At 70.3% G+C, this 15,482-nt stretch carries 15 protein-coding genes; 11 read left to right on the forward strand and 4 right to left on the reverse strand.

The genetic code is table 11. The annotated features are described in order from the left end of the window. Positions 1 to 22: 22 nt before the first annotated feature. Positions 23 to 754, forward strand: a complete 732-nt coding sequence (locus OG984_RS21965; protein ID WP_328528307.1) for an oxidoreductase — start codon at positions 23 to 25, stop codon at positions 752 to 754. Between the two features lie 273 nt (positions 755 to 1,027). Here OG984_RS21965 and OG984_RS21970 read toward each other — a convergent pair whose 3' ends face one another. After that, positions 1,028 to 1,822: an HAD family hydrolase gene (locus tag OG984_RS21970; RefSeq protein WP_328528308.1), complete on the reverse strand. Its 795-nt coding sequence runs from the start codon at positions 1,820 to 1,822 to the stop codon at positions 1,028 to 1,030. Between the two features lie 124 nt (positions 1,823 to 1,946). Between OG984_RS21970 and ssd the strand changes: the two genes are divergently transcribed. The 7 genes from ssd (at position 1,947) to OG984_RS22005 (ending at position 6,850) form a co-directional block, all read left to right on the forward strand. Continuing rightward, positions 1,947 to 3,002 (forward strand): septum site-determining protein Ssd, encoded by a 1,056-nt coding sequence (ssd, locus tag OG984_RS21975; RefSeq protein ID WP_328528309.1) that lies wholly within the window; start codon positions 1,947 to 1,949, stop codon positions 3,000 to 3,002. After that, positions 2,999 to 4,174: a TadA family conjugal transfer-associated ATPase gene (locus OG984_RS21980; RefSeq protein ID WP_328528310.1), complete on the forward strand. Its 1,176-nt coding sequence runs from the start codon at positions 2,999 to 3,001 to the stop codon at positions 4,172 to 4,174. Before ssd ends, OG984_RS21980 begins: the two co-directional genes overlap by 4 nt. After that, on the forward strand, positions 4,171 to 4,944 hold the full coding sequence (locus tag OG984_RS21985; RefSeq protein ID WP_328528311.1) for a type II secretion system F family protein: 774 nt from the start codon (positions 4,171 to 4,173) through the stop codon (positions 4,942 to 4,944). Before OG984_RS21980 ends, OG984_RS21985 begins: the two co-directional genes overlap by 4 nt. Continuing rightward, positions 4,941 to 5,657 carry a type II secretion system F family protein gene (locus tag OG984_RS21990; protein ID WP_328528312.1) on the forward strand — a complete coding sequence of 239 codons (717 nt, stop codon included), beginning with the start codon at positions 4,941 to 4,943 and terminating at the stop codon, positions 5,655 to 5,657. Before OG984_RS21985 ends, OG984_RS21990 begins: the two co-directional genes overlap by 4 nt. Before the next feature lie 261 nt (positions 5,658 to 5,918). Beyond that, on the forward strand, positions 5,919 to 6,095 hold the full coding sequence (locus tag OG984_RS21995) for a DUF4244 domain-containing protein (RefSeq protein WP_141801821.1): 177 nt from the start codon (positions 5,919 to 5,921) through the stop codon (positions 6,093 to 6,095). A gap of 3 nt (positions 6,096 to 6,098) precedes the next feature. After that, positions 6,099 to 6,482 carry a TadE family protein gene (locus OG984_RS22000; protein ID WP_328528313.1) on the forward strand — a complete coding sequence of 128 codons (384 nt, stop codon included), beginning with the start codon at positions 6,099 to 6,101 and terminating at the stop codon, positions 6,480 to 6,482. Further along, on the forward strand, positions 6,479 to 6,850 hold the full coding sequence (locus OG984_RS22005; RefSeq protein WP_328528314.1) for an Rv3654c family TadE-like protein: 372 nt from the start codon (positions 6,479 to 6,481) through the stop codon (positions 6,848 to 6,850). The genes OG984_RS22000 and OG984_RS22005 overlap by 4 nt, the downstream gene beginning before the upstream one ends. On the opposite strand, the gene OG984_RS22010 is transcribed toward OG984_RS22005, so the two are convergent. Continuing rightward, the gene (locus OG984_RS22010) at positions 6,847 to 7,149 is read right to left on the reverse strand and encodes a hypothetical protein (protein ID WP_328528315.1); all 303 of its coding nucleotides are present in this window, start codon (positions 7,147 to 7,149) and stop codon (positions 6,847 to 6,849) included. The two genes, OG984_RS22005 and OG984_RS22010, sit on opposite strands and share 4 nt — an antisense overlap. A 15-nt stretch (positions 7,150 to 7,164) precedes the next feature. Further along, a complete protein-coding gene (locus OG984_RS22015; RefSeq protein ID WP_328528316.1) occupies positions 7,165 to 9,501 on the reverse strand; it encodes a DEAD/DEAH box helicase in 2,337 nt (778 codons plus the stop codon). 181 nt (positions 9,502 to 9,682) lie between these two features. Between OG984_RS22015 and OG984_RS22020 the strand changes: the two genes are divergently transcribed. Together OG984_RS22020 and OG984_RS22025 are read left to right on the forward strand one after the other, a co-directional pair. Further along, on the forward strand, positions 9,683 to 10,018 hold the full coding sequence (locus OG984_RS22020; RefSeq protein ID WP_165109518.1) for an anti-sigma factor antagonist: 336 nt from the start codon (positions 9,683 to 9,685) through the stop codon (positions 10,016 to 10,018). 183 nt (positions 10,019 to 10,201) lie between these two features. Beyond that, the gene (locus tag OG984_RS22025; protein ID WP_328528317.1) at positions 10,202 to 11,656 is read left to right on the forward strand and encodes a DUF7059 domain-containing protein; all 1,455 of its coding nucleotides are present in this window, start codon (positions 10,202 to 10,204) and stop codon (positions 11,654 to 11,656) included. Here the strand turns inward: OG984_RS22025 and OG984_RS22030 are convergent. Continuing rightward, on the reverse strand, positions 11,628 to 12,368 hold the full coding sequence (locus tag OG984_RS22030) for a hypothetical protein (protein WP_328528318.1): 741 nt from the start codon (positions 12,366 to 12,368) through the stop codon (positions 11,628 to 11,630). The genes OG984_RS22025 and OG984_RS22030 overlap by 29 nt on opposite strands. 315 nt (positions 12,369 to 12,683) lie before the next feature. Between OG984_RS22030 and topA the strand changes: the two genes are divergently transcribed. Continuing rightward, positions 12,684 to 15,392 carry a type I DNA topoisomerase gene (topA, locus tag OG984_RS22035; protein WP_328528319.1) on the forward strand — a complete coding sequence of 903 codons (2,709 nt, stop codon included), beginning with the start codon at positions 12,684 to 12,686 and terminating at the stop codon, positions 15,390 to 15,392. Positions 15,393 to 15,482 lie beyond the last annotated feature (90 nt).

The raw sequence follows: 15,482 nt of genomic DNA on the forward strand, positions 1-15,482 counted from the left end.
ACCCCCGCTTAGGCTTCCTCGTGTGAAGGACGATCCGCTTGCCCGGTTGGTGTCGCTCGAAGGTGTGGCCTCCGGCTTCGCCGCAGCCCGTGACGGCATCGACGTGATGCTGCGTGACCGGGGACTGCGACGTACGTCCCCGGAGACCACCGCCGAGTCGCTGCTGCGCGGTGCGCACGCGTCGGCCGTGCTGGAGGGGTCGTCCTCGTCCTTGGGCGAGGTCCGTGCCTCCGGCGGGGATGCGATCGCGCAGGACGCGGTGCGGCTCTCGACCGAGCTGCTCTCGCTGGTGCCGGTGGTGAAGCAGGCGCCGCTGCAGGCGTTCGCGCGAATCCACGCTCTCGCGGCGGGGGCGTCGTTGGAGGCCGAGGAGCTGGGGCGTCCGCGCTCGTCTGTGGCTGCCGAACGGTTGCGGCGTCTGTCCGACCTGCTGCTCGCACCGACGTCCGCGCCGGCGTTGGTCGTGGCGGCGTTCGCGCACGCCGATCTGGCGACGTCGGCGCCGTTCGCGTCCCACAACGGGCTGGTTGCGCGTGCCGCAGAGCGGCTCATCCTGGTCGCGCGCGGCGTGGACGAGAAGTCGCTCGTCGTGCCGGAGGCCGGCCATCTGGCGCTGCGGGCCGCCTACGAGTCCAACCTGCGCGGCTTCCGCGAGGGCGGCCAGGCCGGGGCGCACTCGTGGCTGCTCTATGCAGCCGAGGCGTACGCCGCCGGGGCCGAAGCCTCGCCGCTGCGCCTGGACGCGGCCGAGTAGCGGGGAAAACCGATGGTGGCACCCGGTGGGTTGTGAACACCGGATGCCACCGCGGACACGAGGCCTTCTGGTTACCAAGCGTGCAAGGTCTGGTCACTGCGTCGGGATTTCTCCCCGGCTACAGCACCCCATCAGATGGGTGGATCGCCGCGTGGGTGCCTGGCTCTCGTGTACGTCTTGTTACGACTCTGTTTCTACGCTGATCGGCGGCCATATTCAAGGCTGGAATTTCTGCAGGATGAGGAGGATCATGGCGCTCCTGCAGAATCGGCGTCAGGCGCCGAGGCGACGGCGCTTCGTGCCCGCCCAGATGACCCCGCCCGCGATCGCCACGGCGCCGCCGACGGCCAGCGCGGCCAGTGTCGGCGTGGACGGGGTGAGCACGCGGCTGCGCAGGGCGACCGGCTTGTTGAAGACCAGGATGTCCCAGCCGCGCTCCTTGGCGACCTTGCGGAGGTCCTTGTCGGGATTGACCGCGAAGGCGTGACCGACCTCCTCCAGCATGGGGGTGTCGGTGATCGAGTCGGAGTAGGCGTAGGACTGCTCCAGGTCGTAGCCGAAGCGCTCGGCCAGCTGCTGGACCGCGCGGGCCTTCTCCTCGCGGTAGGCGTAGAGCGCGATCTCGCCGGTGTAGCGGCCGTCCTCGATCTCCATCTGGGTGGCTACGACATGGTCGGCGCCGAGCATCGCGCCGATCGGCTCGACCAGCTCGGTGCCGGAGGCGGAGACGATGATGACGTCGTGGCCCTGGGCGTGGTGCTGCTCGATGAGCTGCACGGCCTCCTCGTAGACGAGCGGGTCGACCACGTTGTGAAGGGTGTCGGCGACGATCTCCTTGACCGTCGCGACGTCCCACCCGGTGACCATCTCGGAGAGCGCCTTGCGCATCTTCTCCATCTGGTCGTGGTCGGCCCCTCCGACGACGTAGACGAACTGCGTGTAGGCCGAGCGGATCATGGCCGCTCGGGTGATCAGGCCGCCGGCCTGGAAGTGCTTGGAGAACGCAAGCGTGCTCGACCTCGCGATGATCGTCTTGTCGAGATCGAAGAACGCAGCGATGCGTGTCATGCGGACATGGTAGACGCCAACTGGGCGGGCCGATCACCATCCACAGGGCGGGTCCGGGACCGGGTTATCCACAGGCCCCCGATTTTCGGGTGGAATCGTCGGTACCTCGGCGGATCCTGCTGCCATGACCTCGGAACCTCTCGTCATCACCTCGGACTCGCTGCTGGCCGCTGAGGCGGCCCGTCTGGCCGCTGCCTCGGGCGTCACCGTCGAGGAGTGCACCGACGCCGCCGGTGCCCTGCGCCGATGGCAACGACCACCACTGATCCTCGTCGGCGCCGATCTCCTGGTGGAGGTGGCGTCGTTGCGTCCGCCGAGGAGGGACGGGGTGTACGTCGTGGGTTGGGGCGCGACCGGTGAACCGCTGCTCCGGGCCGCCCTCGAAGTCGGCGCCGAGACGCTGTTGGAGCTGCCCTCGGCCGAGACCGTGGTCGCCGGGTTGCTCGCCGACGTCGGCGACGGCGAGGGCGGCGACGGCATGGTCGTCGGCGTGCTGGCGGGATCGGGCGGGGCCGGGGCGACGACGTACGCCGCGGCCCTGGCCAGCATGGGAGCCGACCGTGGGTCGACCCTGCTGATCGACGCCGACCGGCTCGGGCCCGGTGCCGGACGAGTGCTCGGCCTCGACGAGATGCCGGGGGTGACCTGGGGAGATCTCGGTCAGACCGCCGGGCGGCTGGGTGCCCGGGCGCTGCGCGAGGCGGTGCCGCACGTCGGGTCGCTGGGCCTGCTGGGCTGGCCGGGCGGCGACGTGGTGCCACCGAGGGCCGATGTCGTGCGCGAGGTGCTCGCCGCGGCTCGGCGAGGGCACGACCTGGTCGTCGTCGACCTGCCCCGGGAGTCGGATCCGGGGGCGGAGGCGCTGCTGAGCGGTTGCGACGTCGTCCTCGTCGTGGTCCGGGGCAACGTCACCGGGACGGCGTCCGCCGCGCGGCTGATCTCCCGGCTTCCGGAACGGGATCGGGTGCGGGTCGTCGTCCGCGGTCGCGCTGCCGAGCCGGAGGCGGTCGGGCGTGCGCTCGGCCTTCCCGTCATCGCCTCGATGGCTGACCAGCGCGGGCTCTCGGAGGCGATCGACCTTGGGCTCGGGCCGATCCGCTCCAAGCGGGCGCCGCTGGCTCGTGCGGCGGCCGAGGTGCTGGTGCGCTGCCGGCTTCGGAGCGGGGTGATGGCGGCATGATCGGCGCCGTCGGGGCCGTCGACATCGCGCCCCAGGTCGTCGACCTGGTGCGCGACCACCTGGCGCGTACGCCGGGAGAGCTCACCCCGCACCGGGTCCAGGAGGCGCTCCGGGCCGAGGGGCGGATCGTCGGCGACGCGACGGTGCTCGGAGTCTTCGAGATGCTGCGTCGTGATGTGGTCGGGGCCGGGCCGTTGGAGCCGCTGCTGCGGCTGCCCGGAGTGACCGACGTCCTCGTCAACGGGCCCGACCAGGTCTTCATCGACCGTGGATCCGGCCTGGAGCACGCACCAGTGGCGTTTCCCGACGACGACGCGGTCCGGCGGCTGGCCCAGCGGCTGGCGGCCGGGGCAGGCCGCCGGCTCGACGACGCCTCGCCCTACGTCGACCTGCGGTTGAGCGACGGCAGCAGGTTCCACGCGGTGCTCGCGCCGCTGGCGCGACCGGGCACGGTGATCTCGCTACGAGTTCCGTCGGCGCGGGCGTTCACGCTCGACGAACTTGAGACCTCGGGGATGGTGGTCCCCTTCGTGGCGGATCTGCTGCGACGGCTGGTGCTGGCGCGCGCTGCCTTTCTCGTCTCCGGCGGCACGGGCACCGGGAAGACCACCTTGCTGGCGTCGCTGTTGTCGCTGGTGCCGGCGGAGGAGCGGCTGGTGCTCGTGGAGGATGCCTCCGAGCTGCGCCCGGACCATCCGCACGTGGTCGGTCTCGAGGCGCGCCCGGCCAACATCGAGGCCGCCGGCGCCGTCGAGCTCCATACGCTGGTCCGTCAGGCTCTCCGGATGCGGCCGGACCGGCTGGTCGTGGGCGAGGTGCGGGGTGCCGAGGTCGTCGACCTGCTCGCTGCGCTGAACACCGGGCACGAGGGCGGCTGCGGCACGCTGCACGCCAACTCAGCCGCCGACGTCCCGGCCCGGGTCGAGGCCCTGGCGCTCGCGGCCGGTCTCGGCCGGGACGCGGCACACAGCCAGTTCGCCTCCGGGGTGGACGTGGTCGTGCATCTGCGGCGGCGTGACGGTCGCCGGGCGTTGACCGAGATCGCTGTCCCGCTACGCGGCGCCGACGGGCTGGTCCGGATGGAGACCGCCTGCTCGGTGGCCGCCGACGGCGAGGTCGTTGCCGGGCCCGCCTCGAGCCGGCTGGAGTCGCTGTTGGGAGGGGACCGGTGAGCGGGGTCGGTCTCGGGCTGGTCGCCTGCCTGGCAGGTGCTGCCGCAGCGCTGATGATCCGCCCGCGGGCCGTGGTCGGATCGCGGGCGTCTGCCCGGCGGGTGCCGCGGTGGTCGTTCCTCCTGGTCGCGGTCATCCCCATCGTCTTCCCGGGCAAGATGGTCGTCGCGGCTGTCTTGCTCGGGATCGCCACCTTCGGCGGCGTCGCGCTGTGGCGGCGCCGCCGCGAACGGATCGAGGCGGGACGTACGGCTGACCGCGTGGTCGAGGCCTGCGAGCAGATGGCCGCAGAGCTGGCCGCCGGACATCCGCCCGGACCGGCGCTGTCCCAGCTCGCGGCGGAGTGGCCGGTGATCGAGCCGGTCGCGGAGGCGCAGCGGATGGGTTCGGACGTTCCCGCCGCCTGGCGTGAGGTCGCCGAGGTGCCCGGGGCTGGTTCGCTCCGGGTCGTCGCCGCGGCCTGGCAGATCGCTCACCAGACCGGAAGTGGTCTCGCGGATGCGCTCGACCGGGTCGCGCTCGATCTGCGCGCCGCGGCGGCCACCCAGCGGGTGGTCGACGGCGAGCTCGGGTCGGCCCGCTCCACCGCCCGTCTGATCGCCGGTCTGCCGGTAGCTGCCCTGGCGATGGGCAGCGGAGTCGGCGGTGACCCGCTGGCGTTCCTCTTCGGCTCGCCGGTGGGCCTGGCCTGTCTCGGTCTCGGACTGCTGCTCGGTTGGTTGGGCCTGTGGTGGATCGAGGGCATCGCGCGCGGGGTCGAGGCGAGATGAGCACCTGGGTCGTGGCCGTCGCGCTCGGGCTGGCAGCGGCGTTGCTGCCGGCACCGACCTCACCTCTTCCCGTACGTGTCGCGGTTCTCGAGGATCGTGGCGATCCCGCGGGCTGGATGATGCGTTGGCGCCCGTTGCTCGCGCTGCTCACCGCCGGCGCCGTCTACACCTTCGTCGGGGGCGCCGTGGGTGCCGTGCTCGCCGCCCCGGCCGGGGTCGTCTGCTGGCTCGTCATCGGCCGCGTCGAACCCGCGGAGGTCCGGCGCGAGCGCGAGGCTGCCAAGGCCGATCTGCCCGCGTTGGTCCGTCTGCTCTCCGCTGCGCTGTCCTCCGGCGCGGCGCCTGCCGAGGCGTTGGTGGCGGTTGCGGCCGCGCTGCCCGGACCGGCTGCCGCCCGGCTCCTGCCGGCGGCATCCCGGCTCCATCTGGGAGCCGATCCGGAGAAGACCTGGCGCACCCTGGTGGACGATCCCGCGCTCGCGCCGCTGGGCCGGGCGCTGGCCCGGGCCCAGGCGACCGGTGCCCCGGTCGCCACGACGGTCGAACGTCTCGCCGACGACCTCACCAGAAACGCGCGCGCAGAGGTCGAGGACCGGGCTCGCTCGGTGGGTGTCAAGGCCGCCGTCCCGCTCGGCATCTGCCTCCTTCCCGCCTTCCTGCTGCTGGGCGTCGTCCCGGTCGTCGGCGGGCTTCTCTCCAACCTCGGCATCTGACCCATCGCCGAGGCGTCACCCGCGTCGGCCGAGGCGTCACCGACGTCGGTCGAGTTGGCATCCGACTGCCGACTCGACCGACGTACGTGACGTCTCGCCGCTCCTGTTTGCCCTGATCAGCGGGCCGATTGCCATCCACAGGGTGGGTTCGGGACCGGGTTTTCCACAGCCGGCGACAAGGTGGTCGCGAATGTCGGTCGAGCGGGTCATTGTCGTCCGTGAACGGCCGTACGGACGGCCATCGATCAGAGGAGACCAACCATGGCCAAGGCACATCTTCGTAAGAACGAGAAAGGGATCACGACGGCCGAATACGCCGTGGGCACGGCGGCCGGCGCGGGGCTCGCCGGCCTGCTCTACAAGCTGCTCACCGGTGGCTTCGGCAACGACCTGCTCAACCGGCTGTTCCAGCACGTGCTCAGCCTCCTCGGGATCTGAGTCGTGGTCCGTGGGCAGCGCGGCGGGCGCAGCGAGCGGGGCGCAGCCACCGCCGAGCTGGTGATGGTCATCCCGCTCCTGGTGGCCGTGACCGTCGGCCTGGTGTGGCTGCTGTCGGTGGGGGCGGCGCAGATCCAGGTCGTCGACGCGGCCCGGGAGACCGCGCGTGCCGTCGCCCGAGGCGACGACAGCGGCTCTGCCGCCGCCCGCGGACGTCGGGTCGGGCCTGCGGGCACGCAGGTGACGGTGAGCGCAGGCGCGGAGGAGGTCGTTGCCTCGGCGCAGGCTCGGGTCACCGGACCCGGCGGGATCTTCAGCTGGATGCCGGGCGTGACCGTGCGCGGTGAGGCGGTCGCCGCAACCGAGGCGATCCAGGGGGAGCGGTGAGCGCGATTCGCGCCGGGCAGGACGAACGCGGCTCGGCGGCGCCCTTCGCGGTCGGTGCGATCGGGCTGCTGCTCTTCCTCGGTGCGGCGCTGGGCGTGGTGGGCGCCGTCTTTGTCGCCCACCGCACGGCCCAGTCCGCAGCCGATCTGGCGGCGTTGGCGGGGGCCAACGCGCTCCAGATCTCCGAGGACGCGTGTGCGGCGGCATCGGCGGTCTCCGCCCGCAACGACGCGACCTTGGAGTCGTGTGAGATCGCGGGAGAGGACGTCACCGTCACAGTGCGGGTCGAGGGACCGCGCTGGCTCGGCCAGCCGGGAGATCCGGTGGCCGAGGCGAGGGCCGGGCCGACCGAGACTCCGCCGGACTAGTTGTTTGCGTCGTCCTTCGACTCAGGCGTGACGTCCTGCAGCGACTTGGCCAGCTTCCGCATCTCGCGCTTCTCCTTCATGTTCCTCGCCTGGAGCTTGCCGCCCCATTTGGTGAGCCAGAGGCCGAATAGGAGGAGTACGCCGGCGACGAGGCCGATCACGAAGATCGTGGTCCCGCCGACCGGAAGACCGAGCAGAGTGGCGGTCGGATCCTCGAGGTCACCGTTGCCGGTGGTGAAGAGGCCGAGAACGATGAGAGCTGCTGCAACGACGATCAGCACGAGGCCCAAGATCAACATTTCCCCAGGGTAGGCCTATTTCTGGAGGAGGAGACGCAACAACACGATCGCGCCCTGTTTGTCGAGGGGATTGTTCTGGTTGCCGCACTTGGGCGACTGCACGCAGGAGGGGCAGCCGTCGTCGCACTCGCAGGCTTCGATGGTCTCCAAGGTGGCACCGAGCCACTCCCGGGCGGCTCGGAAGCCACGCTCGGAGAACCCGGCACCACCGGGATGGCCGTCGTAGACGAAGACGGTGAGCATGCCGGTGTCCGGGTGGGATGCGGTGCTGACGCCACCGATGTCCCAGCGGTCGCAGGTCGCGATCAGCGGGAGCAGGCCGATCGAGCAGTGCTCGGCGGCATGGGCGGCGCCCGGGATGTCCGCATCCTCCAACCCGGCGGCATCGAGGGCCGACGCCGGCACGGTCCACCAGACCGCAGACGTGCGCAGCGTACGTTCGGGCAGGTCGAGGAGCTCCTCGCCCAACACCTCGCCGCTCGGCTGCCGCCGACGCAGGAAGGAGACGACCTGGTGGGTGACGTCGACGTCGCCGTAGGCCAGCCGGCACTCTCCCCAGGCGACCTGCTCCCGCTCGGCGACGATCGAGATCTCGGTGATCTCCCGGGCGGAGGTGGAGTAGCCGGGGTCGTCGCGGGAGATCACCGCGACGTTCTCCTCCAGGTCGAGCTCGTGCACCAGATAGGTCTCGCCTCGGTGGACGTAGACGGCGCCGGCGTGTGCGCTCGCGTGCGAGCTCGCGGCGTCGACCGTGCCGACGACGCGGCCGGTCGCGGCCTCGATCAGCTGCACCTGGGACCCGCCCGAGGAGCGGATGTCGGCGAGATCGGCGGCACGGCGGCGGTCGGTCCAGTACCAGCCACGAGGCCGCTTGCGCAGCAGCCCCGAGGCGACCAGGTTGTCCACGATCTCTCTCGCGCCCGGCCCGAAGAGCGGTAGGTCCGGCTCGGTGAGCGGAAGCTCCTGAGCGGCGGCACAGAGGTGCGGACCGACGACGTAGGGATTGGCCGGGTCGAAGACGGTGGCCTCGACCGGCTGACCGAGAAGCGCGTCCGGATGGGTGACGAGGTAGGTGTCCAGCGGGTCGTCGCGAGCAACCAGGATGCCGAGGGCATCGCCCGCGCCACGTCCGGCGCGGCCGAGCTGCTGCCAGAAGGCAGAGCGCCTGCCGGGATAGCCGGCCAGTACGACCGCGTCCAGGCCACTGATGTCGATCCCGAGCTCGAGGGCGTTCGTTGCTGCCAGCCCCAGCAACTCGCCCGACCGCAGTGACGCCTCGATCGCCCTGCGCTCCTCGGGCAGATATCCACCGCGGTAGGACGTCACTCGTCCCGGCAGTGACGGATCGACCTCGGCCAGCTCGGTGGCCGCGGTCATGGCGACCTGCTCGGCACCGACCCGGGAACGTACGAAAGCCAGGGTGCGTACGTCCGAGGAGACCAGGTCGGCGAGGAGGTCGGCGGTCTCCGCGGAGGCTGCGCGGCGCACGGGCGCGCCGTTCTCGCCAACGTGCGTCGTCAGCGGCGGCTGCCACAGCGCGATCGAGAGCTCGCCCCGTGGTGAGGCGTCGGCGGTGACCGGTAGTACCGGAAGGCCGATGAGTCGCTCGCCGGCGGTCGCAGGCTCGGCGACCGTCGCCGAGGCCAGGATGAACGTGGGTGAGGAGCCGTAGAGGGCACAGATGCGGCGAAGCCGGCGCAGCACGTGTGAGACGTGCGCCCCGAAGACGCCGCGGTAGTGATGGCACTCGTCGATGACGACGTAGCGCAGCGACCGGAAGAAGGCCGTCCACCGCTGGTGTCCGGGAAGCAGCGACCGGTGCAGCATGTCGGGGTTGGTCAGGACGTACTCGCCGTAGTCGCGTGCCCAGTCCCGCTGCTCCCGGGTGCTGTCGCCGTCGTGCGTCACCGCGCGGACATCGACGCCCAGCTCCCGTAGCCCGGTGAGCTGGTCCTGGGCGAGTGCCTTTGTGGGCGCGAGGTAGAGGACGCCGGCGCCGCGCTCACCACGTGGACCCCGTCCGTCTCGGATCGCGGTCAGTGCGGGCAACTGATATGCCAACGACTTCCCGGAGGCGGTGCCGGTCGAGACGATCACGTGGCTGCCTTCGTGGGCGGCCTCGGCGGCCACCGCCTGATGCTGCCACGGACGCCGGATCCCGCGGGCGATCAGGGCGTCGACCACATCGGGCGACGCCCAGCCCGGCCAGTCGGCGAAGACTGCCTCACGCGGCGGAACCTGCTCGAGGTGAGCGAGCCGGTCCTCGCGGCCCGGGACGGCAGCGAGCCGGCGTACGAGACGCTGTCCTGAGCCCGTCGAAGGGTCGCCGGTCGCCGACGTCAACACCTTCATATTCTCCCAGAATCCTGGTGGTCGTCACGTCTGGGGCCCGCATCTGGCGCATGACGTTGCGAGTTTCTTGCGCGCATCCTGGTGAGCCGTGGTTACATTACGATCGACTCCGGATATCGGACGCGAGGATGCTCGATACCGGAGTCAGTTGTCTCACGTTCCTTGGCAGGAGAACTTCGAAGTGGATCTGACGCTTGCGACTCGCGAGCTCGACTCGGCCACCGTCGTGGCCGTGGGCGGCGAGATCGACGTCTATACCGCGCCGAAGCTGAGGGACAAGATCACCGAGCTGGTTGCCCGGGGTCACTACGACATCGTCGTCGACCTCGAGGCCGTGGAGTTCCTCGACTCGACCGGCCTCGGCGTTCTGGTCGGTGGACTGAAGAAGGTCCGCCAGCACGACGGCATGCTGCGTCTGGTCTGCACCCAGGAGCGGCTGCTCAAGATCTTCCGGATCACCGGCCTCGCCAAGGTCTTCGACATCCACGCCAGCGCCGAGGGCGCGGCAGCAGGCTGACCCGGTATGAGCTCACCCGGGGAGGTGGAGCCTGCTGCGCGCCGCGATACGCATGTCCTGGCGGCGTTGCCGCCGCTCGACGGCCAACCCCGGGCCGCCTTCGCAGCGCCGCCTTGCCAGGCCACGCGTCTCGCGGCGCTCGCGACGACCCCACCTCCCCGCGTGATCTCATAGGCTCCAGGTGTGAGTGACCTCCCGCACCGGCTCCGTGACGCCCTCCAGCAGGCTGACTTCTCCTACGACTCCGTCGCCGAGCTGCTCGGCCCGATCGCCCACTCCGCGCTCAGCCGCAACGAGACGCTGCCAGGCAGGCGGCGCACCCACGGAGGCTCCCCGCTGGAGACCCTCGTCCGGCTCTTCCTGCTGCAGACGACCGTCTCGCTCGACCACGCCGAAGCAGCTCTTCCCGGGTTGGTCGACCGGCTCGCCGTCGAGGGGATCCTGGAGCAGTCGGTCGGTGAGGTCGCGGCCCGCCTGGACGTGCGTCCGTACGCCGCCGATGACACCGCCCTGTGGGTCGTCTCCGACCTCACGCCGGGCCTCGACGGCCGCCCGCAACGCGTCGGCCCCGAGCACGTGCTCGGGATCAGCCCAGCCTCCACCTCCCTCGCACAGCTGACCATCCGTGACCAGGTCGGCACCGCCCTCGACCTCGGCACCGGCTGTGGCGTGCAGGCCCTCCATCTCGCGACCCACAGCGACCGGGTGGTCGCGACCGACGTCAACCAGCGAGCCCTGTGGATCACCGCGTTCAACGCCGCGCTCAACGACGTGGCCGACCGGATCGACGTACGCAACGGGTCGTTCTTCGAGCCCGTCGCGACCGAGCGCTTCGATCTGATCGCGACAAACCCGCCGTTCGTGATCAGCCCGGCGACCGGCGAGCGCCTTGTCTACCGCGACTCCGGCCTTCCCGGCGACCGGGTGGTCGAGGACATCGTCAAGGCCGCTCCCGGCATGCTCACCGAGGGTGGCTGGTGTCAGATCCTGGGCAACTGGATCATCTCCGAGGAGCAGCCCTGGGACGACCGCCTCGAGGGCTGGTTCGGCGACGAGGTCGACGCGTTCGTGGTGCAGCGTGAAGTGCTCGATCCTGCGGCGTACGTCGAGCTCTGGCTCAAGGACTCCGGCCACCACGGTGCCGAGGACTACCTGACCCGCTACGACACCTGGCTGTCGTGGTTCGAGGAGCAGAAGATCGAGGGCGTCGGGTTCGGTTGGATCAACCTCCACCGCACCGACACCGCCAACCCGAAGCGCGAGCTCCTGGAGTGGCCCTACGACGTCGAGCAGCCGATCGCCCCGGCGATCAGGGCATGGGGCGAGGCCGCCTGCGTCGAGGTCACCGAATACTCCACGCTGGTGCTCGCCGAGGACGTCCAGCAGGAGACCCTCGGCCAGCCCGGCGCCGAAGACCCGAGCACCGTCATCCTCCGTCAGCAGCGTGGCCTGCGCCGCGCCCGGCAGGCCGACACCATCGAGGCGGCCTTCGCGGGCGCCTGCGACGGGGACCTGGCCGTCGGTCAGATCCTCGACGCGCTCGCGCAGATCCTCGACCGCGACCCCGCGGTCGTGCGCAGCAGCTATCTGCCGATCGCCCAGGAGCTGGTCAGCGAGGGCTTCCTCCGTCCCGTATGAGGCACGCCTGGTCCCGAAGCCTGATCAGGCGTCGGCGCACGCTCGAGACGAGCAGGTCCGGGTAGCCCAGCGGCTCGAGATCGGGGAGGTCGCGCATGCCCCAGGGTCGCTGCGTCTGCCACGGCCAGAAGCCGCGGAGCGCGGCCGCCAGCTGCTTGCCGCAGGCCGTGGGCATCCGCTTCAGGCCCAGCCGCTCCTTGAGCGCGGTCGCGGTGACCAGGCCGTTCGGTCCGGCGAGCCCGTTGGCGCCCAGGATGGTCCACACGATCCCGGCAGCCACCTGAGCCGGCTGCGTGGGGCGATCGACGACCACCGGGTCGATCTCCCACAGCCGCAGCAGCGCCCGCCGCAACGCGAAGCCCACCTCCGCGACCGGGAAGCCGGCCGCGACGTCGTCGAGCAGCTCGGCCACCGCCTCCAGCTGCGTACGCCCCGCCGCATCCTCCACGACCGGCAGGTCCAGGCCGTCCTCGAGCAGCGGCGCGGCATCCAGCGCGGTGACCGCCTCGTGGCCGCCGCACAGCGCGGCCAGCCAGTCCAGCGCCACCTCGTGCTCGGGACGCGGTGGCGTGACCGGCCGGGTCAGCTCCGCCTCCAGTCGCTCCAGGATCATGTTGGTCCTGGTGAGCAGCTGGGCGCACTCGGAGCAGACCAGGTGCTCCGGGGGCGTGGTCAGACCCTCGATGTAGTCGGTGTATTCGGTGTCGATCATCAGCAGAGACCTCTCGGTTCGGATGGGTCTCGCCGTCCTCGAGGGACACCCTACGGACGACCACCGACAGAATCGGTGGGGCGACTTCGGGGGTCGTCGCGGTGACCACGATGAGACACGGATTTCACGCTCCCACTCCCGAGCGTGCTAGGTATTGTCATCGCGGCGCCCAAGGCAACACGCCATGTTGTCCGAGAGCACAGTGCCGCATGAACCGCGGTGACTGGACCCATGCCGGCTGGAGACACGCGCTAACGTGTCTCGCCAGAGCTTGTCAGTGGTGCCAGGCTCTGCTGCAGTGAGATAAGGACGTCAGTGGCACACAAGTTGGTGATCGTCGAGTCCCCGGCGAAGGCTCAGAAGATCGGCGGATACCTCGGACAGGGGTATGTCGTCGAGGCATCCGTCGGGCACATCCGCGACCTTCCGCAGAGCGCGGCAGACACCCCCGCCAAGATCAAGGACAAGCCGTGGGGGCGCTTCGGCGTCGACGTCGACAACGGCTTCACCCCTTACTACGTCGTGCCCAGCGACAAGAAGAAGCAGATCGCCAAGCTCAAGTCGCTCCTCAAGGACGCCGACGAGCTCTACCTCGCCACCGATGAGGACCGCGAAGGCGAGGCGATCGCCTGGCACCTCCTCGACGAGCTGAAGCCGAAGAAGGACATCCCGGTCAAGCGGATGGTCTTCCATGAGATCACCAAGCCGGCGATCCTCGCGGCCGCCGAGAACCCCCGTGAGCTCGACATGGACCTCGTCGAGGCCCAGGAGTCCCGCCGGATCCTCGACCGCCTCTACGGCTACGAGATCTCCCCGGTGCTCTGGAAGAAGGTCATGCCCCGGCTGAGCGCCGGGCGGGTCCAGTCCGTCGCCACCAGGCTCGTCGTCGACCGTGAGCGCGAGCGGATCGCCTTCCGCACCGCCTCCTACTGGGACCTGGCCGGCACCTTCGACGCCGGCTCCGACCACGACCCGCGGATGTTCCCGGCCAAGATCACCTCGATCGCCGGCAACCGTGTCGCCCGCGGCACCGACTTCGGCCCCGACGGACTGCTGAAGAGCGACAAGGTCGTCCACCTCGACCGCACCCGCGCCGAGGCTCTCGTGGCCGCTCTCGACAACCAGACCTACGAAGTCCGCAGCGTCGAGTCCAAGCCCTACAAGCGCAGCCCCTACGCCCCCTTCCGCACCACCACGATGCAGCAGGAGGCCAGCCGCAAGCTCGGGATGAGCGCGTCGACCACGATGTCGGTCGCGCAGCGTCTCTACGAGAACGGCTTCATCACCTACATGCGTACCGACTCCACCACCCTGAGCGGCGACGCCATCAGCGCCGCCCGCGCTCAGGTCCGGGAGCTCTACGGTGCCGAATACCTGCCCGACTCCCCGAGGACGTACGCCTCGAAGGTCAAGAACGCGCAGGAGGCCCACGAGGCGATCCGGCCCGCCGGCGACTCGTTCCGGACGCCGGCGCAGACCGGACTCACCGGCGACCAGTTCCGCCTCTACGAGCTGATCTGGATGCGCACCGTCGCCTCCCAGATGAAGGACGCGGTCGGCAACTCGGTCGCGATCCGCCTCGGCGCGACGGCGACCACGGGCGAGGACGTGGTCTTCTCCGCCACCGGTCGTGTGATCACGTTCCACGGCTTCCTGAAGGCGTACGTCGAGGGCACCGACTCCGCCGACCAGACCTCGGACGACCAGCAGACCCGGCTTCCGAACCTCGCCGAAGGTGACACGGTCAACGCGGCCAGCATCACTGCCGACGGCCACGAGACCAAGCCCCCGGCCCGCTACACCGAGGCCACCCTCGTCCGTGAGCTCGAGGAGCGCGAGATCGGCCGCCCGTCGACCTACGCGAGCATCATCCAGACGATCATCAACCGCGGGTACGTCTTCAAGAAGGGCACCGCCCTGGTGCCCGCCTGGGTCGCGTTCTCGGTGGTCAGGCTGCTCGAGGAGCACTTCCCCCGGCAGATCGACTACCGGTTCACGGCGAGCATGGAGGAGACGCTCGACGAGATCGCCAACGGCCGCAAGGACATGACCACCGAGCTCGGGGAGTTCTACTTCGGCTCCGAGCGGGTCAAGGGCATCAAGCCGCTGGTCGACGGTCTCGGCGACATCGACGCCCGCGAGCTGGCGACCTTCCCGGTCGGCAGCCCGGAGTCCGGGGTCAACCTCCGGGTCGGTCGCTACGGTCCCTACATCGAGGGCCCCGGCGACGACGGCACCCCGTTCGCGGTCCGCGCCAACGTCCCCGACGACCTGCCTCCCGACGAGCTCACCCTGGAGAAGGCCAAGGAGCTCTTCGCCAACCCGGCCGGCGAGGAGCTGAACCTCGGCGTCCACCCCGACACCGGGCTCACCGTCGTCGCCAAGAGCGGCCGGTTCGGCCCCTACGTCACCGAGCAGCTCCCCGAGGACGCCAAGAAGGGCGCCAAGCCCCGCACCGCCAGCCTCTTCAAGAGCATGAACCTGCAGACCATCACGCTCGAGGACGCGGTCAAGCTGCTGACCCTGCCCCGCGTCGTCGGCACCGCCGCCGACGGCGAGGAGATCACCGCCCAGAACGGCCGCTACGGGCCCTACCTGAAGAAGGGCACCGACTCCCGCACGCTGAGCTCCGAGGACCAGCTGCTCACCATCACCCTCGAAGAGGCCGAGCAGATCTACGCCCAGCCGAAGCAGCGTGGCCGTGCCGCCGCCAAGCCGCCGCTCAAGGAGCTCGGCCCCGACCCGGTCTCCGGACAGCCGATGATCGTCAAGGACGGCCGCTTCGGTCCCTACGTCACCGACGGTGAGTACAACGCCACCCTCCGTGCCGCAGACGACCTGGAGACCCTGACCGCCGAGCGGGCCGCCGAGCTCCTCGCCGAGAAGCGCGCCAAGGGCCCGGCGAAGAAGACGACCAAGCGGACGACGAAGAAGACCGCCAAGAAGTCCACGGCGAAGAAGTCGACCACGAAGAAGTCCACGGCCAAGAAGACGACCAAGAAGGCTGCGACGAAGAAGGCCTGATCAGGTCAATCTGAGCGTTGTGCGAGGCGAGCGTCTGACTTCTCAGGTGTTTCCTGCACTTCTCGGGTGTTGCAATGCCTGAGAAGTGCA

The sequence above is a fragment of the Nocardioides sp. NBC_00368 genome, assembly GCF_036090055.1.
GTDB lineage: Bacteria > Actinomycetota > Actinomycetes > Propionibacteriales > Nocardioidaceae > Nocardioides.

What these genes read in the sequence shown, in the direction of transcription:
- OG984_RS21970 (WP_328528308.1), bottom strand. Translation starts at nt 1,822, where the DNA reads ATGACACGCATCGCTGCGTTCTTCGATCTCGACAAGACGATCATCGCG.
- ssd (WP_328528309.1), top strand. Translation starts at nt 1,947, where the DNA reads ATGACCTCGGAACCTCTCGTCATCACCTCGGACTCGCTGCTGGCCGCT.
- OG984_RS21980 (WP_328528310.1), top strand. Translation starts at nt 2,999, where the DNA reads ATGATCGGCGCCGTCGGGGCCGTCGACATCGCGCCCCAGGTCGTCGAC.
- OG984_RS21990 (WP_328528312.1), top strand. Translation starts at nt 4,941, where the DNA reads ATGAGCACCTGGGTCGTGGCCGTCGCGCTCGGGCTGGCAGCGGCGTTG.
- OG984_RS21995 (WP_141801821.1), top strand. Translation starts at nt 5,919, where the DNA reads ATGGCCAAGGCACATCTTCGTAAGAACGAGAAAGGGATCACGACGGCC.
- OG984_RS22010 (WP_328528315.1), bottom strand. Translation starts at nt 7,149, where the DNA reads ATGTTGATCTTGGGCCTCGTGCTGATCGTCGTTGCAGCAGCTCTCATC.
- OG984_RS22015 (WP_328528316.1), bottom strand. Translation starts at nt 9,501, where the DNA reads ATGAAGGTGTTGACGTCGGCGACCGGCGACCCTTCGACGGGCTCAGGA.
- OG984_RS22030 (WP_328528318.1), bottom strand. Translation starts at nt 12,368, where the DNA reads ATGATCGACACCGAATACACCGACTACATCGAGGGTCTGACCACGCCC.